General features: G+C 42.9%; 17 protein-coding genes and 2 rRNA genes. 15 read left to right on the forward strand and 4 right to left on the reverse strand.

Features of this window, described 5'->3' with window-relative positions:
• The first annotated feature begins 42 nt into the window (after positions 1–42).
• From H6679_05785 to H6679_05795, 3 genes are all read left to right on the forward strand, one after another.
• Positions 43–3,031: ribosomal RNA gene (locus H6679_05785) — 23S ribosomal RNA — on the forward strand.
• A 192-nt stretch (positions 3,032–3,223) separates the two neighbouring features.
• Positions 3,224–3,338: ribosomal RNA gene (gene rrf, locus H6679_05790) — 5S ribosomal RNA — on the forward strand.
• A gap of 305 nt (positions 3,339–3,643) precedes the next feature.
• Positions 3,644–4,168: a hypothetical protein gene (locus H6679_05795; GenBank protein ID MCB9493756.1), complete on the forward strand. Its 525-nt coding sequence runs from the start codon at positions 3,644–3,646 to the stop codon at positions 4,166–4,168.
• Between the two features lie 90 nt (positions 4,169–4,258).
• On the opposite strand, the gene H6679_05800 is transcribed toward H6679_05795, so the two are convergent.
• Together H6679_05800 and H6679_05805 are read right to left on the reverse strand one after the other, a co-directional pair.
• Positions 4,259–5,170: an ATP-dependent DNA ligase gene (locus tag H6679_05800; GenBank protein MCB9493757.1), complete on the reverse strand. Its 912-nt coding sequence runs from the start codon at positions 5,168–5,170 to the stop codon at positions 4,259–4,261.
• Positions 5,167–5,760 carry a DNA ligase gene (locus tag H6679_05805; protein MCB9493758.1) on the reverse strand — a complete coding sequence of 198 codons (594 nt, stop codon included), beginning with the start codon at positions 5,758–5,760 and terminating at the stop codon, positions 5,167–5,169. Before H6679_05805 ends, H6679_05800 begins: the two co-directional genes overlap by 4 nt.
• A gap of 285 nt (positions 5,761–6,045) precedes the next feature.
• Between H6679_05805 and H6679_05810 the strand changes: the two genes are divergently transcribed.
• Together H6679_05810 and H6679_05815 are read left to right on the forward strand one after the other, a co-directional pair.
• Positions 6,046–7,725, forward strand: a complete 1,680-nt coding sequence (locus H6679_05810; GenBank protein MCB9493759.1) for a hypothetical protein — start codon at positions 6,046–6,048, stop codon at positions 7,723–7,725.
• 124 nt (positions 7,726–7,849) lie between these two features.
• A complete protein-coding gene (locus H6679_05815) occupies positions 7,850–8,929 on the forward strand; it encodes a hypothetical protein (GenBank protein ID MCB9493760.1) in 1,080 nt (359 codons plus the stop codon).
• Between the two features lie 25 nt (positions 8,930–8,954).
• On the opposite strand, the gene H6679_05820 is transcribed toward H6679_05815, so the two are convergent.
• Positions 8,955–9,476: an FKBP-type peptidyl-prolyl cis-trans isomerase gene (locus H6679_05820; protein MCB9493761.1), complete on the reverse strand. Its 522-nt coding sequence runs from the start codon at positions 9,474–9,476 to the stop codon at positions 8,955–8,957.
• A 564-nt stretch (positions 9,477–10,040) separates the two neighbouring features.
• On the opposite strand from H6679_05820, the gene H6679_05825 reads away from it, so the two are divergent.
• Complete coding sequence (locus H6679_05825) at positions 10,041–12,866, forward strand: hypothetical protein (GenBank protein ID MCB9493762.1); 2,826 nt, start codon at positions 10,041–10,043, stop codon at positions 12,864–12,866.
• Between the two features lie 710 nt (positions 12,867–13,576).
• Complete coding sequence (locus tag H6679_05830; protein MCB9493763.1) at positions 13,577–15,550, forward strand: AAA family ATPase; 1,974 nt, start codon at positions 13,577–13,579, stop codon at positions 15,548–15,550.
• A gap of 484 nt (positions 15,551–16,034) precedes the next feature.
• Here H6679_05830 and H6679_05835 read toward each other — a convergent pair whose 3' ends face one another.
• Positions 16,035–16,898 carry an aminoglycoside phosphotransferase family protein gene (locus H6679_05835; protein ID MCB9493764.1) on the reverse strand — a complete coding sequence of 288 codons (864 nt, stop codon included), beginning with the start codon at positions 16,896–16,898 and terminating at the stop codon, positions 16,035–16,037.
• Positions 16,899–16,993: 95 nt separating this feature from the next.
• Here H6679_05835 and H6679_05840 point away from each other — a divergent pair, with 95 nt between their 5' ends.
• The 8 genes from H6679_05840 (at position 16,994) to H6679_05875 (ending at position 25,120) form a co-directional block, all read left to right on the forward strand.
• Positions 16,994–18,232, forward strand: coding sequence for an alpha/beta fold hydrolase (locus H6679_05840; GenBank protein MCB9493765.1), 1,239 nt, complete (start codon positions 16,994–16,996; stop codon positions 18,230–18,232).
• Positions 18,233–18,248: 16 nt separating this feature from the next.
• Positions 18,249–18,836: a hypothetical protein gene (locus tag H6679_05845; protein ID MCB9493766.1), complete on the forward strand. Its 588-nt coding sequence runs from the start codon at positions 18,249–18,251 to the stop codon at positions 18,834–18,836.
• 260 nt (positions 18,837–19,096) lie between these two features.
• Entirely contained in the window at positions 19,097–19,840 is a 744-nt protein-coding gene (locus tag H6679_05850) for a hypothetical protein (GenBank protein MCB9493767.1), read from the forward strand.
• Positions 19,841–19,843: 3 nt separating this feature from the next.
• The gene (locus H6679_05855) at positions 19,844–20,755 is read left to right on the forward strand and encodes a DMT family transporter (protein ID MCB9493768.1); all 912 of its coding nucleotides are present in this window, start codon (positions 19,844–19,846) and stop codon (positions 20,753–20,755) included.
• A 344-nt stretch (positions 20,756–21,099) separates the two neighbouring features.
• Positions 21,100–22,128: a hypothetical protein gene (locus H6679_05860; protein ID MCB9493769.1), complete on the forward strand. Its 1,029-nt coding sequence runs from the start codon at positions 21,100–21,102 to the stop codon at positions 22,126–22,128.
• Between the two features lie 298 nt (positions 22,129–22,426).
• Positions 22,427–23,326 carry a hypothetical protein gene (locus tag H6679_05865; GenBank protein MCB9493770.1) on the forward strand — a complete coding sequence of 300 codons (900 nt, stop codon included), beginning with the start codon at positions 22,427–22,429 and terminating at the stop codon, positions 23,324–23,326.
• Between the two features lie 2 nt (positions 23,327–23,328).
• Entirely contained in the window at positions 23,329–24,084 is a 756-nt protein-coding gene (locus tag H6679_05870) for an ABC transporter ATP-binding protein (GenBank protein MCB9493771.1), read from the forward strand.
• Between the two features lies 1 nt (position 24,085).
• Entirely contained in the window at positions 24,086–25,120 is a 1,035-nt protein-coding gene (locus tag H6679_05875) for a hypothetical protein (protein MCB9493772.1), read from the forward strand.
• Positions 25,121–25,134: the final 14 nt, after the last annotated feature.

Consider the following 25,134-nt stretch of genomic DNA (forward strand, 5'->3'; position numbering starts at 1 on the left):
AAAGCAATTTGCACTGAATTGTCTCAACGAAAAAGAGTTTGTAGATAATTGAAAAGGGCATTTGGCGGATGCCACAGGTATTAGAAGGCGAAGAAGGAAGTGGGAGGCTGCTGTAAGCTTCGGGGAGCTGTCAACCAAGCATAGATCCGGAGATTTCCGAATGGGAAAACCCATCAAGGTAACCCCTTGATATCCTTGTCTGAATATATAGGGCAAGGAAGCAAACCGCATGAACTGAAACATCTAAGTAGTGCGAGGAAAAGAAAACGAATGTGATTCCCTGAGTAGTGGTGAGCGAAACGGGAAGAGTCTAAAAGGTATGCTGTGTAAGAATGCACTCGTTGCAGTATACTGGAAGTGGGGATTTGGTAGCGCTTGTGCTTAGAGCGCGCATATGTTGTTGTTGTAGGAGAACGTTCTGGGACGGACGACCAAAGAAAGTGAAAGTCTTGTATCCGAAAGAGCAGCGTTACATATGTTCAAATTACCCAAGTACCACGGAGCACGTGAAATTCCGTGGGAATCAGCCCGGACCATCGGGTAAGGCTAAATACTCTCTAATGACCGATAGTGGACAAGTACCGTGAGGGAAAGGTGAAAAGAACCCCGGGAGGGGAGTGAAATAGAACCTGAAACCAGATGTCTATAATCGGTGGAAGCACAATATACGTATGTGCGACCACGTACCTTTTGCATAATGAGCCAACGAGTTACTCCTACATTGCAAGGTTAAGGTTAGAAAGACCGGAGCCGGAGCGAAAGCGAGTCTGAAAAGGGCGTTGAGTAATGTGGGGTAGACCCGAAACCTAGTGAGCTATCCATGGGCAAGGTGAAGTCTGAGTAATGTCGGATGGAGGCCTGAACTCGTGAGGGTTGAAAACCTCTGGGATGACCTGTGGATTGGAGTGAAAGGCTAATCAAACTAGGAGATAGCTGGTTCTTCTCGAAATATATTGAGGTATAGCCTTGCGTGGTAGCGTATGGCGGTAAAGCACAGTCTAGGATAGGGGGCTAACGCCTACCAACCCTTAGCTAACTCTGAATGCTATACGTGAAATCGCAGGAGTCGGACTGCCGGGGATAAGCTTGGTAGTCGAGAGGGAAAGAGCCCAGACCATCAGTTAAGGTCCCAAAGTACACGCTAAGTGGGAAAAGAAGTGGAAATACACAGACAACCAGGAAGTTGGCTTAGAAGCAGCCATCTTTTAAAGAAAGCGTAACAGCTCACTGGTCAAGTGTTTTTGCGCTGAAGCATGAACGGGGCTAAGCGTGTCACCGAAACTATGGATTTTACCCTTGTGGTAAAGTGGTAGAGAAGCGTTCTTTGGCGGCAAGTCTGACCGGAAGGACAGATGGAGGGCCAAAGAAGTGAGTATGTTGGTATGAGTAACGATAAAACAGGTGAGATTCCTGTTCGCCGGAAACCCAAGGGTTCCAAGAGAAAGGTTTATCCTCTCTGGGTTAGTCGAGACCCTAAGCCGAGGCCAATAGGAGTAGGCGATGGGAAGCAGGTTAAATATTCCTGCACCACTTTTAGTGTGATGGGGTGACGCAGAAAGCTAGGCTGACATGGCGCATGGATGCCATGCGAAGCAGGTAGGATAGTTTTGTAGGTAAATCCGCAAAATGGTTCCGAGAAGTGACAGGCATGCCAATCTAAGAGAGAGGTATGTTCGGCTGACGCTCCGCTGACCAGAAAAACCTCTAAGCGTAACGAAAAAGTGATCGTACCGTAAACCGACACAGGTGGGTGAGTAGAGCATACTAAGGCGTTGAGATAACTTCCGTCAAGGAACTCGGCAAAATAACTCCGTAACTTCGGGAGAAGGAGTGCCGGTGCCGTTATCTTTTATACAAAAGAGAAGCGGAGACCGGTTGCAATAACCAGGCCCAGGCGACTGTTTAACAAAAACACAGGGCCATGCAAACTCGAAAGAGGAAGTATATGGTCTGACGCCTGCCCAGTGCCGGAAGGTTAACAGGAGATGTCAGCTTCGGCGAAGCATTGAATCGAAGCCCCGGTAAACGGCGGCCGTAACTATAACGGTCCTAAGGTAGCGAAGTCCCTTGTCGGGTAAGTTCCGACCTGCATGAATGGCGTAACGACTTGGGCGCTGTCTTGATGGAAGACTCAGTGAAATTGTAGTACTTGTGAAAATGCAAGTTACCCGCGATAGGACGGAAAGACCCTGTGCACCTTTACTATAGCTTGACATTGATCTTTGGATTGATATGTGTAGGATAGGCGGGAGGCTATGATGTCGTGGCGCTAGCTGCGACGGAGCCATCGGTGAAATACCGCCCTTATTACTTTGAAGATCTAACTTTGTCCCGTGATCCGGGCGAAAGACAGTGTCTGGTGGGTAGTTTGACTGGGGTGGTCGCCTCCCAAAATGTAACGGAGGCGTTCAAAGGTCCTCTTGTGACGAATAGAAATCGTCATATCAAGCGCAAAAGTAGAAGAGGGCTTGACTGCGAGACATACAGGTCAAGCAGGTGCGAAAGCAGGATTTAGTGATCCAGTAGTTCTGTATGGAAGGGCTATTGCTAAACGGATAAAAGGTACGCCGGGGATAACAGGCTGATCTCCTCTGAGAGTCCATATCGACGAGGAGGTTTGGCACCTCGATGTCGGCTCATCGCATCCTGGGGCTGGAGAAGGTCCCAAGGGTTTGGCTGTTCGCCAATTAAAGCGGTACGCGAGCTGGGTTCAGAACGTCGTAAGACAGTTCGGTCCTTATCCATCGTGGGCGTAGGGTATTTGAGAAGAGCTGTTCCTAGTACGAGAGGACCGGAATGGACGAACCTCTGGTTTACCAGTTGTTGACCAAAAGCATGGCTGGATATCTAAGTTCGGAAGGGATAACCGCTGAAAGCATCTAAGTGGGAAGCCCACTTCAAGATAAGATACCCCGATACAAGCTTGCTTGTATCATAAGACTCCTTGAAGACTACAAGGTCGATAGGCTGGGTGTGTAAGCACAGCAATGTGTTCAGCTAACCAGTACTAATAAGTCGAGAGTTTTATCTGCGATTTTATTAAGATGATTGAGTGCAAAAAAAATTAAGGTTGCTGAAAAAATATCGTGAGCATGCGAAAGTGTGCTCACGATATTAAAAAAGATGACGTCTTGGCGTCATTCCCAATCAAGTTGGGAATCTATATTTGAAAATTTTATATCAAGATTTTGCCACCGGCTCTGTCCGGTCGCATCACAAATTTCTTGGTGGCGATAGTAGTGGGGAAACACCCGTTCCCATTCCGAATACGGAAGTAAAGTCCACTACGCCGAAAATACTCGGCTGGAGACGGCCCGGAAAAATAGGTACTGCCAAGATTAAAAGCCCTAACTTAACCGTTGGGGCTTTTTTATTGAGAGTGTAAAAAGTGTAGGAAGCCAACATTAAAAAATACTAGAGGAGAATAACACATGAAAAAAATGATGATACTTTTAGTTGTAGCTTTTTATCAAGCAGTTTTCTTAGTCCTGTGGAGACACACAAGGATGGTGACGAGCGCTCATTTGCTTTTTCTCTTTGCGAAGGCACAAGTGTAAAAATAAGTTTAAACCCGATATGGAATCAATATTTTTCTGTTGAGTGGGCTAGGCAAGCAGGGGTACACCATGTAGAGAGAATCTGTATGGAAAGGCAAGGTCTAGAGGGAAAAATAGACTTTTTGTGGGCAAAACTTTTTAAGTTAACAATCCATAACGATGGAAGAAACGGTATAATATGTCTTAAAGTTCCCACATTTCAGAGCCTTGATGTTAATAAAACATTTAAGATGCTTGAACCATTAAAACGTGAGCTCAGGTGTGATATGCTTTCTCATGCGGGCATTGCAGGTACGACCTTTTATGTGTTACCTATGCTTACAAATCCAGCTGCACTCGTTGTAGCGTTGGGGTATGGATTGGCTGGAGTTACTATATGGTCAACGTGCAGCTGTCTAAAGGCTTGGACAAGCTCGGAAGTTACTCAACGGCTTGAAGAAGTACTTATAAAAATACGTGATGAGCATCCCGTTGCACCTGTTCGAGTGCCATTTATTATAAATCCGGGGCAATCAGTTGATGTAATGTTATTGAGCAATAAAAGAGATGCTGAGCTTTGCGAATGGGCTGAAGAATATCTACCAAGTTGTTTTGATATAGACTATACCTAGTGCCAGTTATTTATTTTTTACCTACGTGCGTTTGAGTATGGTCAAAAATTATATTCTGGATCTAGTTTCATAGTCACTTTTTTTAATTATTTATAAAAAGGGTTTAATCTTGCAAGCACTACGATTGATAGCCCGCCATGGATTGCCGTGCTTTTCAAGGTGGGTAATGGCATTTTTGATTGTAAAGCGTTGTGCGTTGAGTCTGCTTTGTTTTAATTCTTCCCAGTGCAGTGGCATTGCCACCGGTGCTCCCTCAATTGCGCGTACTGCGTAGGGAGCAACTGACGTTTGTGCGTAAGCGTTGCGACCACAGTCAATAAAAAGTCGTCCGCGTCGTTTGTTTTTACGAATTTCTGTTGTAAGCTGCTTTGGGTTTTGCTCAACGAGTATTTGAGCGATATTGCCAGCATACGCTCGTACGACATCAAATGATTCAGTAGGCTTGATGGGCACAACAACATGCAGGCCACGAGAGCCTGTGGTCATAACAAAGGGCACAAGCCCGACAGAGTCAATAACATCTTTGAGTGCTCGTGCAGTTTGGCATACAACTGAAAAGTTCATATTTTTTGCCGGGTCTAGGTCAAAAATCATGCGGTCTGGAAAATTGAGTTTGTCTATTTTGCTCAGCCATAGATGTGGCGTTATGCAGGCTTGATTGGCTAAGTACACCAGTGTTGCACTGTTGTTGCAAACAACCATAGTGTTATGACCATCAGCTTTTTTGACCTGTATGCGTTTGATCCACATTGGAAAATAATCATCGATATTCTTTTGAAAAAAGCCTTCTTTTTTTATACCATCTGGATGGCGAACCATGCTCATCGCGCGATTTTTTGTGTGTGTGAGCATGAATGGTGCGATGTCTTGGTAATAATTGATAAGATCTCTTTTGGTAATTTTGCTTTTGGGAAAAAGAATTTTGTCTGTGTTTGAAACTTCTATGTTGCGTCCGCCAGCTTTTATTGTTTCTGAACCTGAAGTTTTTAGCTGCTTGCTCATGTTGCTTCCCGCTTTATTTGTTGCATGGTTCTGCCAGTGAGCGCAGACTTTGTTTTGTCTGTAATTGCTTTGTTTGCATGTGCATCTTTCATTTTTACCAGCAGCCACGACCCTTTTTGTGGTTTGTTGGTTTTAATGAGTGCAAAATTACCATGTAGTTTTTTGCCCTTCAGGCAGACCTCAATCTGGCCGTTTTTTAAGCATGTGCTGAGTGCAACAGGTCGTCCATTTGTTTTTTTGATATTTTTAAAGGTTCCATAATCCCAGACCATGACTGTCCCTGCGCCATAGTTGCCCTGAGGGATGACGCCTTCAAAGCGTGCGTACGAACGCGGGTGGTTTTCGGTTGGGATAGCAAGTCGTTTTATTTTTGTGTTGTTTGATATTCCCTTGGGCACAGCCCATGAAACCAGTGTTCTGTTAATTTCTAAGCGAAGGTCATAGTGTTTATGGCTTGCATGGTGAAGTTGTACAACAAAAATGGGCCCTTTGCTTTTTTTCGAGGGAGATTTTGGGGTATTATTTTTAGGCTCAGGGCTGCGAGAAAAGTCCCTTTTTTTTCTATATGTTTTTAGTTTGGTTTGAGCCACAGTCGTTCCTTCGTCTTGAATACCTCGTTTTTTTGTATGTTACTCAGTCTTACCGAAAAAGAGCAACAGTTTAGAATGCCTAATTATTCTAATTATTTGGCATATGGAAAAATGAAAGCCTCGACTCAGCCGGGGATTTTTTAATGTTTTCTTAAGCTCGTGACATTGTCAAAAAAATCTGAGTATACTGTCCGGTGACACACTTTATTTAAGGGAGAAAAAATAAAGGAGAAGGCATTTCTAAAATTTTTATCTGTTGTATATACATGTTTCTCACTTTTTTCGATGAGCATAGCTGCAGAGTATAACCCGTCAATGTTAGAGCGGCAGAGTGCAATTATGCTGTTTACAAGTATCGAGCAAGGGTGCTTTGGTTTACTCACTCGTGCGCTGCCTGGGGTACCTGATATTAAAGGCTGTGGCAAACTTTACGATGCTATAACAAAAAGGAGCTATCAAGAGGTTTTACAGGCTCTTGAAGATGGACAAAACCCTAATGGTTATGTTTTGTTTAATCAGTGTATGCCTTTGCCGTATGCACATGCAGTGTATCACGCTTTTAAAGATGCAACTCAAGCTTCACGCTTTCCTCTGGCTCAAAGACTTGATATTTGCAAAGAGCTTGCCTTAAGGGGTGCAATGGATTATCCGCCACTTACTTATGCTTTTTTAACAGAAAGTGTGGACAGTGATGTTGACTGCACCATCGTCAAGGCTCTCATTAATCATCCCAGTATTAACCTGAATGCATATGACATTTATGGCCGAAATATAGCGCATCATGCTGCTATTCGTGGCAATGAAAAAGTAATTGTTTTACTTGATGAAAAAGCATGCGCCCAGCAATGGCAGGCTGTAGATTTTGGATTGAAAGATTTTGAGGGTAAAACACCAGCAGACCTTGCTTGCGAACACAATCATTTTTATCTTCAGACAAAGCTTGAAAAATTTGCAAATAGACCTCAAAAATCATATATGGATGTGAAAAGGGGGAAGAATGGCGATTTGCTTACGAGCGCTATGGACACGCTCAGGTCCTCCATGCTAGTTTTCAATAGCGCAGCGTCGATGTGTGGCTTTGGCAAAAGAGTATCTTCACCTCCTCCGTGGTGTCTGGAAACAGGCGAAAACGGTAAACCAGCGAGTAGTGAAGATGTAAAGAGTACCTCGTTGTTGAGCCCAATCGCTATCGATGTTTCCTATGAATATTCACCACAACATTCGCCGTATCACAAGCAGCGAGATGATTTAAAAATTTTGTTTTCTGTATTGACAACGCAAGGTTGTCAGCAGGTTAAGGCTGTTTTGGACCGACTGCAGGGATTTGACCTCAATGGCTGTGTGGCTATGTACCAGGCAATTGAGGCTGGGGAGCTTGAACGTGTGAGTACGTTGCTCAATGATGATGATTCCAGTGCATGCAATGGACACTTAAATGAGTTTGGACATACTATTGGGGGTTGTTTGCATTTTGTGAAAAAACAGGCAGTGAAAGATCTTTTTGCCCAACGTGAGCATCTCTACTTTTGCTCACCATTTTTATATGCGCTAAAAAAGGTAGGACATAGTGCTGCCCAAAATCAGGCAGTGTTACTAGAAATTATCGAGAAAATGCTTGGTCAGTTTTCTCTGCGTTTGGATGCGCGTGATGAGCAGAGTAAAACAGCATTGCACATAGCTGTTGAGATGGGGCGTGCTGATCTGACTACACGTATTGTTGCAGCAGCAATGAAAAAATACAAAGGCATTCATCTTATAGAGTATGTTAATGCTCTTGATAAGGCTCAAAAGACTGCACTAGATTATGCTTTTGAAAAAAAAGACTACGATTCAGCCCATCAGCTTATCAGTGCGGGTGCGTATCACAAGTGCAAAGAAAGCGACTGTTTGTGTTTGCTGGATGCTAATATTAAGTGTCTAGTAGATACCATAGAAGGATGGTACTTGTTGTTTACTCAATCGTAGTCAACCACGAGAATGAGATGATATGTTTTGTCGGTTGCTTATGCGAATGGTTTTTCTTTTGTTTCTATTCTTACTGAGTAAAAGCCAGGTCAATGCCGCCGAGGACAAAGTTTTTTTTTGTATTATGGACGATTATGGTCAGTCAAATGGACAACCTCAGGATGGGTGCTCGCAATCATGGCCAAGTATTGAACAGTACAAACACCAAAAAAAAGTAGAACGCGATGAGCGTGAGCTAGCACGGCTTAAACAAATGTTTAAAGATATTGTGCCTGCTCGTGCAACTGTTTCTATTATGCCCGGATATTGTGATGAAGTCAGAAGTGTAGAGACCGAGCAAACAACCCATTCATGGGTTGGTAATGCTCAAGAGCGTGAGCATCATGCCAAACTCAAAGACTTGTGTGAGCAGCTTAAGCAGGGGCAAATAGCGAACTATGATAGTTTTGTCAAAGCTACAGAAACGTTGTTTTATCATGCTTTGCTGCAAAAAGACAATGCTCTGGAGCAGGATGTTGTGCGTGCCATTATCACTTTTCTGAAAAGTAATCCGCGGTACATGAGAGATTTAGCAACGAGAGTTTTCAGCCATGTGTTTGCTTATGATGATGCTGACTTGCTTAAGACGTTTTTAGACGAGTTTGCCGAGTATATCGCCAGTTATAAGCAGCTGTATGATGTCGCCAAAAGCAACCGGGAAGATATAGTAACCACAGTATATCAGTTGAATCAAAATGGTTTCTCGCTTAACGGCCCGTTTAGTGATGTTGTGTGTAGCTCGTATGTTTTTCAGGCCCGTCAGAAAGGTAAAGTACGTCTTTATAATTTTTTAAAAGATCAGTGGTACATGCTTACCCCCCTGCATACAGCTCTGCAAGCGATGCCTGAAAAATACGAAGATGGTTTTTTTAAAATTGATACAAGCAATGACAAAAATGCTTGGCAAAAAGTAACATTGATTTTTAGTGGAACCAGTTTTAAGGCGTGTGATCACAATGGTGATACACTTTTGCATATAGCAGTACAAAAAAAATGGTATGAAACAGCAAAGACACTCATTTGCAACTGTCCAGAGTTGATGGCAGCAAGAAATCACCAGGGAAAAATGCCCATAGACTATGAGCGTGACCAAGAGAAAAAGAGGCAATTACAAGAGTGGGGGCAAAAATTTGCCAGAACACATTGGAGGGTAGGCGGTAATTAAGTTACTACCACCTACCCAAGTAAGTTTATGCTGTGCGATGAGCACGTGGCTGAGGTGTTTTGACATCAAAAAGTTCAACGTCAAAAATTAATGAAGCGTTTGGTGGAATAGCGGCTCCTGCACCGCGTGCGCCATAGCCAAGTTCTGCAGGAATGGTTACACGGCGTTTCTCGCCAGTCTTCATGGAAAGTAGGGTTTCATCCCAACCACGAATAACTTGTCCTACCCCAGCTCTGAAGGTAAATTTACGTCCGCGGTCAACACTGCTGTCAAACTTTTTGCCTGGTTGACCGTTGTTGTCAAGCCAGCCAGTGTAGTGAACCGTTACTTGATCACCTGGTTTGACGGTCAGAGCGTCGCTGTCTGGCTCTTGTAGTACTGTGTACTTCAAGCCTGAAGCTGTTTTAAACGTTTTATCCAATGTTCGTGGGGTTGGTTTAAATTCTGCTTCAGGGGCAGACGTTTTTTGTGATTTGGCCGCTGTTGTAGCGTCACTATTTTTTTGAGTCATTGTTTCCTCTTTTTTGAAGGTGTTTGTTGCTGCCATGTCCAGTGTTTTAGTTGATGCGTGTGCGCTAATGCTGTCTGGCTGCGTTGTTTGCTTGTTCAGGTTAACTGCGTTATCGCCAAAACCATTAGCACTGTAACTTAATGCCAAAGCACAGAGCGAAAGTACTTTCTCTTTCATAGTTTCTCCTCATTTTTTTATGGGGTTATTTTTCTGAAAAAGTGTATCACGAATGAGGCTTTTTTTGAAATATGGGCAAGGGTTTGGCCTATTTGATTTTTGTAAATTTCAATTAGGAGAAAGTGTTGTTTTGAGGGAGCGTTTTTTTCTACAGTAAATGGAGGTTGAAATCAAGTTCTGGATTTTCGCTTATCGGGCAGTGATAGTGTGCCGACGAGCAAGATAATACCTTGTTGGGATTCAGAGTGATGAGTTTAGCAAGTCTGCATGAGCAAACCTTCTGTCTTCCTGAACTTGTTTCAGGATCCAGAAATTGGGAAAAAACATTATCTGGATGCTGAAATGAATTCAGCACGACATGTAGTATCGAGTGTTTTTGTGGAGTTTGTACCGTTGGCAGGAGCAAGCTTAAAGGTATAGCGTATGACTAGAACGTCAAAATTACTGTTGTTTTTTTTATCTATTTTCTGTCTTCAGCTACACCGCGCTTGCGCTCAAGACAGCCTCAGGCTGCGTAATGCCATTATGATTTTTGATGAGGGCAGCGATGTAAAGTACGACCAGAGTGGTAACGCTGTTGGTGGTGGCGCAATGCTTGCCTGGCTTATGACTGCAGTAGTTCAGCGAGCGGGGATTGTTGTTGTGCATCCCATTGTCTGGCGCATGTTTTTGGAGTATGGGGCAAAAGTTGGCAATGCTAATGCTTCATATCAATATGCACAGCTGTTTAACGAAAACGAGTGGGAGATGTATAAAGCCGTTGCTGACCAGCAGCCAACCGGTCATGAGTATCTCTATGTACTTGTTCCCAAGCTGTACAAGCAGCGTATTCTTAAAAGTGCCGATGTCTACAAGAAAGTTATGGTTGGTGCGAGGTCAGATGTATTGCAGTTTTCGCAGTTTTTTGATCCCAAGAAAAAAATTACAGAGACAGATTTTTTACTTGGCTTGAAGTTGAGTAGTCTGCAAAAAATTGACAAGCCCCTGCAAGAAAAAAATTATCCGCATTTCTTTTCAAAACAAAGCGAATATTCAAAAAAACGTGAGCTTGCTGGCAAAGTGTTAGGAGTTGGCCTTCTGCGCAACATTATGGGAAAGATTTTTTTGAACAATGCTGACGTTAAAACTCGTGAAGTTTCTGAAGGAGAAAAACAAGAATTTGAAAAAATACGCAAAAATCTCGGAGACATAGAGCGAACATTGCCTAAAAAGTTAGCCGTAAAAAAAATTGCGTTAGAACAGGATATAAAAACGTTTCAAAAAGAACTGGCGGTTCTTAAAGATGAAAAAGAGAAAAAAGCAAAAGAGATAGATATTAAGAGAAAGCAGGAGGTAGTAAGCCAGATACCTCAGACAATAAAACGTATAGAGTATGACTTGAAGTTACGACCACAAAAGCTCAAGCCCTTCTCGCTAGCGTTAGCAGAGGTAGACTTTGACAAAAACTTGCTTTTGCCAGTGTGGCAGTTTTTTGCAGCGGGACATGGCGGTGCTGGCAGCCCTGAAACAAATTTGGTTAATTATGTTAAAGAACAGCTTGGTTTTTGGCCAGGACGCGATTTTATCGAGCAGGCTATGCGGCTCAAGGTTCTGGACAAAAAAAGTTATACAATGCCTCATGGGAATAAACAAAACTGGACCGATAATGAGTCGCAAGAAGTGCTCAGCTACATCGTTTCAAACATGCCTTATGTGTTGCAGCCACAAAAGCCTTCTAATGCTGATGCTAAACTTGCCCAACTTGAACAGTATGCAGCGCAGCTCAAGCAAAAGTCGAACTTGCCATTTGTGAAGCACAAAACAAAGCAAGAACTTATGGTCGTGTTTGCACTGCGTGGGTATGATTCGGTTGAAAAAATGTTTGGTTGGAGCTCGATTATAAATTTGTCGGTCAAATCGTTTAAGATGCTGACCAGATTTTTTAATCAATCCATCAACACACATTTTTTATACTATAGTACCTGTTATGGTGGTGGTGATCATTTACAGATGCCATTTCTTGCCAGTGGCGCACCGCAAGAGCTGAGCTATACCGTTGTTGCAGGAGCGCTTGCGCGTCATGAGACAACATCGATTACTCCATCAGTTACTTCGATGCATACTACGACGAGTGGATATGAGAAAAACGTTTTGCAAGGCAAATACAAATTTACATCGCGCTATAACTTTATACAGTTTTTTGATCAGCTTGACAAGTATTACGATGGCCTGGGCAATAAAACTAAAACTGATCGTATCGATCAGATAGCAAGTATTGTTAGAAACGTGTCGTCATTTTATAGTGACAAACACCAAACGCTGCAAGACATTTATAACATTCCCCAGGTGAGGCTGCAGGGTACTAGTTGGGCACGCATTCCTGTAGTGGCACCAAAGCTTGGCGTGCTTGACTCGCCGACAGTGCGCAGTGTACAGCGTAAAAATGGTGTGATTGATTTTTCAGCTAAAGAAGCTGTGCTGTTGCAAAAATATTATACACCAGCAACGCTCAAGCTTACCGGCTTTGGTGTGCAGCTTGTACCCCTGCTTGATTTTAAAGTTGGCTATTACGACATTCTCTCAACCATTGGTGTGCAGTGCCCCATGTTTTACATTGATAAGGTGCAACTTACCGGTGGCGTTAAACAGTTTTTACTCTGGCTTTTGGGCAAAGATAAAGTAGAACAGTCTGCTCCTGGTTGGCAAAAGCAAGCACAAAGCGCACTCCGAAACGAATCGATCATTGTATTGATTGAAACGCTGACGGGTCAAAACGATTTTGGCGCTGGCAAATTTAAGCCGGGGGCAGTGACACTTACTTCCGTTGCGTTTGTGATGAATGCACCATTTTTTAACGAGCAGGCACATGACCGTGTGTACTTTACAACGAAAGGTTTTGCTGACGACAAGCTTAACGACAAGGTTTACCATTATCAAAAAATACAGGGCCAAGACAATCTCAAACGAACACAGGTTGGTGATGACAAAGCAGTGAGTGGTTATAACAAATATTTTGCTCAACTCAAACAAAGCCTACGTGAGTACGATACTGACACCACCAGCCTTACTCAGGTGCTGGCAGGTGTAAAACCTGAACACAAAACACAAAAACCAGTGTTAACCAAACAAAAGATCGATCAACTTAAAAAGAAGAAGGCAAAGCATTGGGAGTTGCCGAGTGCGTCTGACGCATCTGACTCTCCTGTCCTTGCCATGCTCAGGCTTATGAAGTTGAAGATGATGCGGTTGCTTGCGCGTGTTAAGGGGTAAGCAATCGCATCATGTTTTCTTCTAGACTCACACACCGTGCCATTCCCAAGCCTGTCCCCTTACTCCGGCCTGCGAGCCGGTGCTGTCCAAAGTGTTAAAAAGGGTTTGCTCTAAGCAGAGGGGTCATTCCCGACTCCGATCGGGAATCTTCTTTCCATTACTAATCGTTATTCCTGATCAATAAAAAGTACTTTAAACGAGATCCCCGATGGGACTCGGGGATGACGACTTTTTTGTTGGATTTGAGTTAACAACGAGTAGCTCAAAAAGTACTTTGGACAGTAATGAATCAAGTCCGGAGTGACCCCCTTGTCAAGCAAGGGGGCAGGCTCGCTATCTATGAATATAAACCGCATCATGTTTTTCTTCACTCACACACCGTGTTATCCTCGATTCAACACTCGTCATCCCGGCCTGCGAGCCGGGATCCATGAAAAGATTCAAATAAGTTTTAGATTTTGACTTTAGAAATGGACTCCGAATCAAGTCCGGAGTGACGAGCTTGAAGGGGGCCATCCCCGACAGTCTTCGCGAAAGTGGGGGGCGGGGATCCAGAACTCGTGACTAGACACCGTGTAACTTTTTTAAACATCAAAACAATGCAAAAAAAGACAACCGCAGGTGTGTTTGACAAGCCGCTTTTTTAGGTGGTAGAATTTTGGACCTTTGTCGAAATGTTTTTCCAAATTTTTTTAATCTTAGGATTTTGTATGATGTACACAAAAAAATTGTCTCTATTTTTTATTTCTGCGTTTGTGTTTTTGTCCATGGGGGATGCATGCGGCATGGAGGATTTAGGAGGGAAAGTACGTATATTGGAGGGGGCATTACGCGATGCTGATACCACAGCACAGACTGTTAGGGGCGAGCTTACCACGTTTCAACGGGAATTACAGCAAAGTAAACAAACTCTACAAACTCTTTTGGCGAATGCTCAACTGCAGAGACAAGAAGTTAACAAAGCTGCAGCTAATGTGCTTACAAATGCTGCAGAGTTACGGGCAGAATTTCGTGGTATACATCAGCAGGCATTGGATGATCACAAAAGAGACTTAGGGCAAGAGATTGATCATAAACTTGATGAATTAAATAGAAAAGAACAAGAATTAGATCAAGAGTTTGAACGACGAAAGCAAGAGCTTTTGAATAATCAGGAAGAAGAACAAAGGCGCGCGCTAGAGCTTGAACGAGAAAAACAGAGAGTCCATAGAGAAGAAATGGAAGCGAATTTGCAAGCAGAACTTGCAGCAAAAAATAGACTTGCAGATCTCGAGGCAGAAAATATCTACAAAGGGGCGAAAGCAAAAGCCATGGGTGAGCAAGAGGCTCGCTATGCTGCTGAGTTGAAAGCAATTCAAGAAAATCCAGAGATCTATAAGTTTCAGCAGCAGGCTCAAGAAGAAGCTAAGCTTCTGGCTGAAGATGGGCACAAGGATTTTGTCTTTGCCCGTAACGAGCAAGCACACAAACACGAAATGGCTTTTGATGACAACAACACCAACAACAAAATTAAACTTGAAAACGAACAAGCAAAAAATCAGCAGGTATTACAAAATCAGAAGTTTACTCACATCTTAACTATCTTGCGCAAGGTCGGCAAAAGTATCCAAGACTTTGTAACCGATAAAACAAAAATGGGGTCGGTCATTGGTTTTGGTGCAGCCTCATATGGTACCTACCGTGGCATGCATTTTGCGGCTGATGAGTTTGAGCGTAACTTTAGAAAACCAAACATTATTGAACAAACTAATGGCTTGACCATCCCAGAACAAATTAAATCAATTTTTGGCATGGGCAAATACGTCAAACCGCTTCATGTTAACGACGTTATTTTGGACAAAGAAACCAAAGAACGTGCAACAGAAATTTCAAGAACAATTCAAAACGTTGCTGCTAACGGTGGATACTTTAGAAACTACCTTTTCTGGGGTGCTCCTGGAACGGGTAAAACATTCCTTGCCCAGGCAATTGCTCATGAAGCTGATGCGATCTACATGTACATGAGTGGTGCAAGTTTGTTTAAGCTTGAAAAACAAGAAGCACTGGCAGAAATTGACCGACTGTTTAACTATGCTCGCAGTCAAAGCAAACCTGTTTTGTTGCTTATTGACGAAGCTGAAGTGCTTTTTGGTCAGCGTAACACGGGCATGAGTGAGGAAAAGAGTGAGGTCATCACACACTTTCTCAGCTTTACTGGTGCCAAGAACAACAAGTTTGCCATGGTTGCGATTACCAACTACCCAGAGCAGTTTGACGAGGCTATGTTGAGCCGATTCCCTGTTCGTGTACAGTTTAAACTTCCTGGCGTTGACGAGCGTGAAAAAATTATCTGGAACCACTTCTGCGCTATCGACCGCGCTAATCAGGAAGTCCCTTCAGATCAAGAAGTTGCGTTTGCAGCTGACTTAACTGGCTTGGGTTACAGAAAGCTTAAGGCGAAAGCAAAAGAGATTGCACTTAAGACCAAGGGACTGACTGGTCGTGACTTGATGTTTATGTCTGTTGCTATGTGTGATGCGGTTTACGAGTCTAAGCAGAATATTCTGACTGAGGCGATTATTGACAAATGTGTGTACAACGCATTGCTTGATAACCAACAAGCGCAAGGCGGCTTCCAGCGTGCAAAGCAAACGTGCGAAGTCTCTGGGCAGTCTGATAGCGTGATGGCTGCAGCTGCTGCATAGCGAGTAAACACAAGAGATTTTCTTGAGAGAGAAGCCACACTAATTTTGGTGTGGCTTCTTTTTTTTGTTGAGGAATACGAGTTGTGGGTGCCATTCTCGACCCAACACTCGTCATCCCGGCCTACGAGCCGGGATCCAGATAATGATTTTCCATTTTTCTGGATCCTGAAACAAGTTCAGGAAGACATAGTTCAGATGGTTTCAGCTTGTTTTATTTCAATGGAATGGGGCGCTATGCTCAACCTGTTTTACTACTGTGCAAAGTGTTTTGAAATAATATTTTTTTAGAGCACATGTTATATTCCCTTGTACTTGGTCAAGGGATCAAGTTTTGCTTTTAAACATTGTCGTGCTGAACTTGTTTCAGCATCCAGATAATGGTTAGTCAATTTCTGGACTGCCAACGATACCCTGATCAAGTCAGAGGACAGGCGTGGGAGCGATGAATTTGGGATGCAAGATGCGTATCAATTCGTCAGATACACTACGCAGGCTTTTCAAACTTCAGCAACCGCTGCATAATTTGACGACAGTCCTGCATAACGCAACTGCTTTCTATGCTGGATGCCAGTCGTGAAAACTCTGTTGCAAGGTAATACAGCGTTGTGCGTGTTGGAGAGTACGGTTGGCCCGTCAGGTTTGCATAGCGTTGGCCGACATTGTGGGCCAGCCGAGCGTCGAGTAAAAAGAGATAGCGAAAATCAATGTATGGATCGCCCAGTGCAGCGTCACTAAAATCGAAAATGCCGTTGATAACGTTACGTTCTGTGTCAAAGGCAATGTTATTATGGTACAGGTCATGATGCAATAAAACTGTGTCATGCTGCTCTGTTTGTATTTGGGTGTATTCGCGCAGTGTCCAGGTCAAAAGATTTTGCAGAGCAGTAGCATGCAATTTGTGTTCAAGCTTTTGTGTAAGCTGCTGGCTTGGCAGTGGCCAGTCAGATGCAGGTATGTGCAATCTAACGAGTGCGTCACGTGGTAGGGGTGTGTGTAGTTCAAACAAAAATTGTGCAAGCGTTTGGGCAAAATGATCTTTACAGTAACTGCTGAGTTGATTGTAATCTGCTGGTGTGAGAATCTGGCCATCAATTTTTTTGTAACCAAAACCAACTGGGGAGTTAAACTCAAATATCACCTCTGGAATGGGCAAGGTTGTTTTGCCTGCAAGTTGTTTGAGCAGTTGCACTTCACGTTGCAAAATTGTTGACCGCATGTGATCTTTTGCAAACCTAAAAATCCATTGTTGATCAGCTTGTAAAACGAAGTGGTCACAACTTGGCACATGTTGGATGTGATTTGCATTGATATTGGTCGATAAAATAAGTTTTTTAGCAGCTTCAAGCATGAGTATCTTTTGAGTGTTGCTTCATTTTTTTTCTGTTTGCATTTAGACTTGAGCACAAAACAATTAACCCGTAGTTTACAAAAGGAGCATATGTTATGCAAAGAAGTACTACTTTAACAGCGTTTTTGTTTGTTTGTTTGTACAGTTCGGCTGGTTTTGCGCGGTATGATTTTCCCGAATTAACGGGGGAGTATGCTGTTGGTAGTACGTTGTGCTATTGGGTTGATGAGCAGCGACGTGAGCTGCATGACAAAGAGCAAGAAAGTCCACGTGAGCTCATGGTCGAAATTTTTTATCCAGCATTATTGGGAGTTGATACGTCTGAGCATGAAAAACTGCGTTACGATCCTGTCGCAATTGCTTTTTTAAAAAATGAACTTGAGTGCGAGCAGCTGAGCGCAAAGCATTTGAAGGGGCTGGATGATGTGTTTACTCACGCGGTTGCTGACGCGTTGCCTGCAACCGAGTACGGCCCATTTCCTATCATTTTTTTTTCACATGGTTTGTGGGCACCTCGAGCCAATAACACTGCATATGCGCAAGAGCTTGCAAGCCATGGATACGTTGTTGTCTGTATTGGCCACACCTATGCATGTGGTCTGACGTTGTTTCCTGATGGTCGCTCTGTTGCTTTTGACGATGAACTGGGTGAATTGTTTGAGCAGCAAGACCAAGAGCAAAACACATGGGTTGCCGACCATGACTTTGTGCTGAAAAAGCTGATTGAGCTCAGTGCTCGAGATTTGGTAAATCAGTTTGTTGGATTACTTGATTTTGATCGTGTTGGCATCGTAGGCCATTCGTTTGGAGGTTCAGTTGCTGCACAGTTATGCCGCACTGACCAGCGGTTTAGTGCTGGGGTTAACCTTGATGGCCCGCTATTTGGCAGCGATGCAAGCAAGCCAAGCAAAGTGCCGTTTATGACGATGCGTGGTGACGTGTTTCTTAAGCGCTTTGAACAGGAAGATTCAGATGAATTTGATGGTATGTGGGAAGAAAAGGAACAGCTGCAAAAGCGTTATATTGATGCGATTGATCAGTTTTGCCAGCAGGCAGAAGTTGATAATTATCTTTTGACTATTCATGGTGCTGATCATTTGTCGTTTACTGATGCGCCTATTTTAAAAAGGAGCTGCTTCATGCTTGGGTACCTTGACTTTTTGACTGGTACGATTGAAGAGCTGCGTATGAATAAACTCGTTAATGATTATCTGGTTAATTTTTTCGATCAGTACTTGAAAAACAAGAAGTCTGAATTGCTTAATCAAAAAAAATCGCCCCACAGGGGTGTGTTTGTTAAGCGCTTTGCTGTGTCTGAAGATGTAAAAAACTGAGAAAAGGAGAGAGGAGATGAAGGTACGTTTGTTGTTGGTGTTGCTTTGGCTACTATTTTTACCAGGTACGAGCTTGTGTAGTCAAAGTATAGCTGTAGCACTTGCCGAGAAAGCGCTTGAGTGCAATATTTCCCTTTTGGAAGACGAGCGTGAAACTGGGCAGTTTTTGTGCAAGCATGGATGTCGAGATCTTGCTCCCCGTTGTGGTCAAAATAAATTGTTGCATATTTGCGTGAAAAACAAAACACCACTGCTGGTACATATTCCTCGTTATCTTGCTTTGAATGAGGGTATTGATCCATCTATAGAAGATATTGCGGTAGGGCATGGGTGGAAGGCTGCCTTGTGTGTCACACTGTTTGCTCTGACCGGTGGCATGATATTGGACGGAGAGCATAGACTTAAATCACTTACCGGCATGACTTGCCTTGAAGATGGCAAGGCTGTTCAAGTAATTTGTAGTGGCAAATTTTATGAGATTCCAGCCTGGCATGAGTTCAACCGAATCATTATTTTCCCCGAAGTGTTTGATCTTAACTTAGATTGTATTCGTCAGGATTTGGAAAAAAGAATTGTTGTTGATGCGAGTCGAGCTCGGTTGTGATGGTTATTTTTTGTTGTTTACAATGCTAAAAGTTGCTCTCATAAAATCTAAAAAATTATGCATTTTACCTCTAGTGTGTCTCAAAGCTCGTCATGCCGGCCCTCGAGCCGGTATCCATGTTAAATACTTGTCATTTCCGACTCAGATTTACAACGGTCCAAGGTGTTTTTTGAGGTGCTCGTTGTTAACTAAAATCCAACAAAAATGGTGTCATCCCCGAGTCCCATCGGGGATCTAAAAAATTGAAAGCGAAATAAATTATGAAAAAATTAATCGTACGTTTGTTGTTTGCCGTTAGTTGTTTTTTTCCTGCATATCCTATGAGTGTGTATAAGGTTGAAACGGGCAAGGATAGTGTAACATGTAGTTTCGAATTTCCTGATGAGCAAAACATTGATGGCCAGGGTGTGGAGAAAGTCTTGACTAAGCTTAAGGAGATGGGCTACATCAAAGCGTTGCCACGCAAGGTCACTTTTGACCAAATAACGGTGGTGAATTTATCAATTACCAACGAGTCCACGGAAAAAGTTTTTTTTAAACGACCTGAAGATTTTCCATTCTTTGATGTAACTAAGCTTGTTGAAATTATTAATCAGATTGAAGGGAAACATAGTTTTGATAGGTACAAGTATGGTGCTGGAGTGTTGTGCAGTCTTTTGTTCACCTACTATTCATCTATGTATGCCTGTTGCGACATCCAGGCATTATTTGAGTTTGCCGCCTGTTATACAACATCTTTGGGGGCGTTGTTAGCGGCAGTGGGTTTTGGTGCCGTTGCCAAAGAGGCAGGATCTCATCAGGGTGCTGTGCATGATCTGAATAAACAACTTGCGACAATTTTTTCTCAGCATCCAGTAGCACAACAAAGAAATAGTTCGCCGTGCAAGAATATTTTGTTGGTAGAGCCAGGAAAAACAGTACAGCGTACACTTTTAATGAATAAATCTGCTAGGATAGAAGATATTGTTGATGGTTGGAGTCAATATTTTTTACCAAAAGGGTAGTTCATGATTTTGCTTGTAGTTTTTTTGTATGCTTTGCTTGCAGCAACATTTATTTGTGCAAAGCAGACGGTGATGTATGGGGATCCTTTTTTTGTTATTACCATTCGCATGATGATTGCAGGCCTGATGTTGCTTGGCTATCAGGCTGTACGTGCTGGGAGTTTGAAAGTTGTAAAGCTTGAGGATTGGTGGCTGTTTGCTCGTACAACCTTTTTTCACATTTACTTTGCCTACACGCTTGAGTTTTGGGCACTACAGTACGTGACTGCGCTTAAGACAACACTGATTTATTCGGCAACGCCTTTTGTTGCTGCCTTTCTTTCACACGTTCTGTTAAAAGAGCGTTTAAGCTTGATTCAAAAAGGTGGCATGCTGGTGGGTGTGCTGGGGCTTGGGCCAGTGCTGTACATGCAGAGCGGTGGCGAGCAAATGTTGTTTGATCTGCTCAATATTTCTGTGCCAGAGGCAGTATTGTTTATGTCAATGATTTCGGCGGCATATGCGTGGTTTTTAGTTAAGCAGCTTATGGCAAAAGGTTATAGCGTGTTAACCATCAATGGCATGTCAATGCTTGGTGGTGGATTTGCCTGCTTTATCACAACACTGTTTGCCTCTGACTTGAGCAATATGGTGTATGATTGGCCTCAATTTTTGATGTGGTTGGTGTTTTTGATTTTTAGTGCAAATATTGCTTTTTACAATTTGTATGGGTATTTGCTTAGTCTCTACTCGCTGACGTTTGTAACATTCTGTGGTTTTTTGTGTCCGATCTTTGCAACACTTTTTGACTGGCTGTTTATGGGGGGCATCATCACTTGGCATTATTTTTTAACCATAGCCTGTATTACACTTGGTCTTTGGATGTTTTCGTATGGCGATAAGTTGAAAAAAATCGTTACGACGGATAAAGTGTAGCGAGCGCTTTGATACGTATGACTCTGAGCACTTTTCTTGACACAGCAAGCCGGGCATGGTACAACAGACATGTAGTTATCACGTCCGGCTTGTTTTGCTGGACAGCCTGTTTTAGGGAGGATTTTTCATGAATGTATCGTCTTTGCCGAGCCGGTGCATGGGTATTTTTTGCTTACTGATCTCATCTATTGAAGCGCTTCTTGCTTCAGTATTCTTTTGCTGGTGGCGTTAAGCCATATATTTTCGTTTTGCTCCACTCCATTTTTTGTTATGAATGTATGCTGCCCTTTGTGTCCGGCGGTAAGTTTGTTGTCGGTACGTTTTAACAGTATGAAAGAAATGTTATGTCAAAAAAATTATTTATGGTTATCAGCGTTTTGGTCAACATTACGCTTGTGTTTGGTTGTATGTATTTGTATTATGCCCGCCAGATTCAGGATCCGCAAAATGATGTTGAACTTACCGTTGTCGACGGTAAAGAGTATAAGGTAGCGGTCGTTATTCCACTTACACATCCATCACTTGAAGAAATTGTTCACGGGTTTACTGACACGTTGGTCAGTCAATACAAACTCAACTGCACGTTTACGACATTCAATGGCAACGGAAACCGCAGCTTGTTGCGCTCTCAGGTTGAGGAGGTTGTGCAGGGCCAGTATGACTTGGTGTTTACCGTTGGCCTGCTTGCAACGCAGCTGACCAAAGAGATTATGGGCAAAAAACAAAAGCCGACGCCTGTTGTTTTTGCTGCGGTTGACTTGCCCGCACTTGCACTTACTCAGCGAGACAAAGACTATGTTACGGGTGTACTTTCAGACGATGATGAGCAATGGCAGGTACATATGCTCAAAACCCTTAAGCCAGACATGAAACGTGTACTACTTGTTGCAGATCCTGCTTTGTGTGCTGGATATGAACAGAAAAAAGAAACTTTGCACAAAACACTTGAGCAGTACGGGGCTGAGTTGCGTACGCTTGAGGTGTACAAAACAAGTGAAATTTATGAACGGGCAAGCTCGATGATTGAAGATGCCGATGTTGTGTTGGTACTCAAAGATCATTCAGTTGTTTCTGGCATTGATAGTTTAATCAAGTTGTGCAACCGCTCACAAGTGACTCTGTGCACAAGTGAGTTGGACTCAGTTGTTAAAGGTGCTGCTGTTGGTTTTGGTGCGACATCATTTGGCTTTGGCAAAGACAGTGCTGCAAAAGCAAAGCACATGTTAGTTGATGGCAGCAAGGCTGGTGATTTGCCGATAATAAAGCCGTCTGACTATAAGATACGCATTAATAAAAAGAGTATGTTACAGCAGGGGCTGCAGTTGTCTGAGCAGATTAAGTTTTTGATAACAGCAACTGAGTTTGTTGAGTAGTTGGATGGTTAATAAAAAGGGATCCCGCTCTGCTCAGCTTGTCACTCTGGCAAATAAGCTCGTCGCTAAGCCTGTCCTCTGGCGTGACCAGGGGAGGCTTGACCCGGAGTCCATTTTTATAAAGATAAAACGCCTGAGTATTACCATGGATACTGGCTCGTTGGCCGGCATGACGAGTATTTGGAGATGCTCAACTTGAGGGTAATTCCGGCGTCGAGGCGAACCAAAAGTGGGTGGTACATGATTTTAGGAAACGTTTATCGTAATTTTAAAAAAATAATTATGACAAAGGATATCCATGACGTTTGATTTAGTAACCATTATTCTTGAGCAAGTTTGCTTGTATGTGCCCCTTGTGGTAGGTGCATACATCAGCATAGCATTGCTTAAAGCACCAGATATCAGCATTGAAAGCGCCTTTACCTTCGGTGCAATTTTAGGTACAAAGTTGCTTGTCGCAACGCACTTATTTCCCAAACCGGTTAGTTTTATGTTTGTTATCACTGCTAGCTTGCTGGGAGGCACTCTTGTTGGCCTTATTTCAAGTACTCTGACTGCGTGGGCAAAATTACCACATTTGCTTTCAAGTATTTTAACCATAGGGCTGTTTCATGGTTTGAGTCAGTATGTGCTTGGTGGGGCGCAAGTTTCGCTTAGCAGGTTTAATAACCCGCTGGAGTTGTTTGTTGCCATTGCGCACAGTCCAGAGCTGCCGGTGCTGTTGTCTTTGAGCATAGGCGTTGTCCTTTACATTTTTTTGCTGCTTAAAACTCAGCTCGGTTATGCCTGTGCGGTGTATGGTAACAACCCACATTTTTTCACCCACTACAATATTTCAACGCGCTTTATTTTTGTTAGCGGTATTTGTATGAGCAATGCGTGTGCTGGTTTGTCTGGCTACCTGGTTGCACAGACAAGTGCATTTACCGATGTTGGTGCGGGCAATGGCATGGCGCTCTTTTGCATAACCGCATTGATTTTGGGTAAAACTGTGGTGCGTACACAGCGACCATTTTTGTTTATGATTCCGGTAGTTGGCATCGTTGCGTACTGCTGCTTGCAGCAGCTTTTGCTTAAAGTTGGGTTTAATCTGAAATATTTTACAATGATTCAATCGTTGCTTGTTGCAAGCATTCTCATTATTAAGTATCGAAAAATGTCTGCTAACCAAACACTTTCAAACATGTTGGGGCTTTGATCATGAAATTACAAACGGCGTTAGCGCTTGAGCACATTAACTTTTTATTCGCTGGACGTAGACAATATTTTTTTAAAGATCTGTCGGTAAGTTTTCAGGCAAACAAGGTGCATTTTATTCGCGGAAAAAATGGTGTTGGTAAGTCGACATTTTTCAGGATTTTGCAGGGCCAAACACTACAAAATGAGCGTTTGGAAGGTACGATAACGCTTGGTGAGGATGTGTACACATTTTCGGGTGCTGGTTCTGTCAAAAGCAAGCAGGGCTCAGCTACGCTTGCCGATAAAGTGAGTTTGGTGCAGCAAAAGTTTGATTTGATGCTTGCGGGTGATTTTTCCTTTAACGAAAATATTGCGTGCGCAAACATGGAGCAGTTTCCGCTGCTTGCACCATTGCCAAAGGTACCTGAACTTCCTGTGGTTATGAAAAAACTTGGCATAGATGCAAATAAGCCGGTCAAGTTACTTTCGGGTGGTCAGCGACAAATTTTGGCAGTATGGATGGCACTGCAAAAGAATGCAAAAATTTTATTGCTTGATGAGCCAACGGCTGCACTTGATGATCAAAATGCACGCATGGTTATGGAGTTCGTGCAAATGCTGGTTGACAAAAATGACGTAACCGTGTTAATTGTTTGTCATGATAAGGAGTTGGTAGCTGAGTATGCTCAAAAATACTACTATGAACTTGTATTATGCGAGCAGAGTACGCTCAGAAAGTTTAGTAAAGTTATGCTTGAGCAAGGCCAAGGAGAGTAGTATGAAAATTTGTTTATCAATGACAAAAATTTTAGCAATTGCAATGTTGTTATCACAGCCGCTTTTTTCGGGTGAATCCCCTCGGGACGTACTTTTAACTGAGCAAGACTTGGCTTTATACAACGACGGTGAGCAATATTATGTTATTGACCGTCCCATAGTCATTACCGGTGAGCGCACAATAGATAGTAAAGATCTAGTGGTGCGAGATATTCATCTTGGGGAGAATGGCAGTATAACGGTTGCTCCAAATGCGGTGCTTAATCTACAAAATATAAAACTTTGTCGAGTTAAAGGTTCTAATTTAAAAATTCAGGATGGCGGTTTTGTCGTGCTGTCTGGGTCGGTTATTAATTTCTCTGGTGATTATAATTTTGACAGTGGTCGATTTTGTTTTTATCACAACAGTGCGTTTGTTGGGGTAACCCATGATAATGCAAGTCATGTTAATTTTAATTATCGCAGTGGGTCTCATAGCGTAATTTTTGAAAACTCGGTACTACATCTGCAATGCATTAGGTTGAATTACTATGGTTCACATGCTTTGCAAGAGCAGGAAGATGAGTTTCCGGCTCCGATAAAGTTTAAAGACAAATCTGCAATGCTTTTGTTACAAGACGTTGAGCTACGTGCATATAGCGACTGGTTTATGCTAAAAGGATCAGTGCAAACACGCGGACTTGTGACGATGGCTGGGGAGCAGGCCAATGGTAATCAATGTGTAGCACAATTGTATTGGGGCAATAGCAAGCAGGAAGACAACCCGACGTTTTATTTTGGTCATCAGGCCTATTGTTTTAAAAACATTGCCGATTGCATGTATACGGTTTTGCCGCAGGGCCGTGAGCTCATTATCTTTGAGAATGGTTATCAGGTTGCTGTGTGTCATGCCGATGAGCAAAATAAAGAGTTTTTGTTACAAAATGGTGGAGTCCAGCGCCCTCAGAACTATGTTATCGGGCGTTGTGACCTTGTCTCGCCTACAACTGATTTGTCTAAGCGTGCAGGGATTTATAAAGACTTGGGTTTAGCATAGCGGTAAATGGTACT

The organism is Campylobacterota bacterium (assembly GCA_020633995.1).
GTDB lineage: Bacteria > Babelota > Babeliae > Babelales > RVW-14 > JACKCO01.

What these genes read in the sequence shown, in the direction of transcription:
- H6679_05870 (MCB9493771.1), top strand. Translation starts at nt 23,329, where the DNA reads ATGAAATTACAAACGGCGTTAGCGCTTGAGCACATTAACTTTTTATTC.
- H6679_05855 (MCB9493768.1), top strand. Translation starts at nt 19,844, where the DNA reads ATGATTTTGCTTGTAGTTTTTTTGTATGCTTTGCTTGCAGCAACATTT.
- H6679_05825 (MCB9493762.1), top strand. Translation starts at nt 10,041, where the DNA reads ATGACTAGAACGTCAAAATTACTGTTGTTTTTTTTATCTATTTTCTGT.
- H6679_05865 (MCB9493770.1), top strand. Translation starts at nt 22,427, where the DNA reads ATGACGTTTGATTTAGTAACCATTATTCTTGAGCAAGTTTGCTTGTAT.
- H6679_05830 (MCB9493763.1), top strand. Translation starts at nt 13,577, where the DNA reads ATGATGTACACAAAAAAATTGTCTCTATTTTTTATTTCTGCGTTTGTG.
- H6679_05850 (MCB9493767.1), top strand. Translation starts at nt 19,097, where the DNA reads ATGAAAAAATTAATCGTACGTTTGTTGTTTGCCGTTAGTTGTTTTTTT.
- H6679_05810 (MCB9493759.1), top strand. Translation starts at nt 6,046, where the DNA reads ATGAGCATAGCTGCAGAGTATAACCCGTCAATGTTAGAGCGGCAGAGT.
- H6679_05860 (MCB9493769.1), top strand. Translation starts at nt 21,100, where the DNA reads ATGTCAAAAAAATTATTTATGGTTATCAGCGTTTTGGTCAACATTACG.
- H6679_05795 (MCB9493756.1), top strand. Translation starts at nt 3,644, where the DNA reads ATGGAAAGGCAAGGTCTAGAGGGAAAAATAGACTTTTTGTGGGCAAAA.
- H6679_05815 (MCB9493760.1), top strand. Translation starts at nt 7,850, where the DNA reads ATGGACGATTATGGTCAGTCAAATGGACAACCTCAGGATGGGTGCTCG.
- H6679_05845 (MCB9493766.1), top strand. Translation starts at nt 18,249, where the DNA reads ATGAAGGTACGTTTGTTGTTGGTGTTGCTTTGGCTACTATTTTTACCA.
- H6679_05800 (MCB9493757.1), bottom strand. Translation starts at nt 5,170, where the DNA reads ATGAGCAAGCAGCTAAAAACTTCAGGTTCAGAAACAATAAAAGCTGGC.
- H6679_05835 (MCB9493764.1), bottom strand. Translation starts at nt 16,898, where the DNA reads ATGCTTGAAGCTGCTAAAAAACTTATTTTATCGACCAATATCAATGCA.
- H6679_05840 (MCB9493765.1), top strand. Translation starts at nt 16,994, where the DNA reads ATGCAAAGAAGTACTACTTTAACAGCGTTTTTGTTTGTTTGTTTGTAC.
- H6679_05875 (MCB9493772.1), top strand. Translation starts at nt 24,086, where the DNA reads ATGAAAATTTGTTTATCAATGACAAAAATTTTAGCAATTGCAATGTTG.
- H6679_05820 (MCB9493761.1), bottom strand. Translation starts at nt 9,476, where the DNA reads ATGGCAGCAACAAACACCTTCAAAAAAGAGGAAACAATGACTCAAAAA.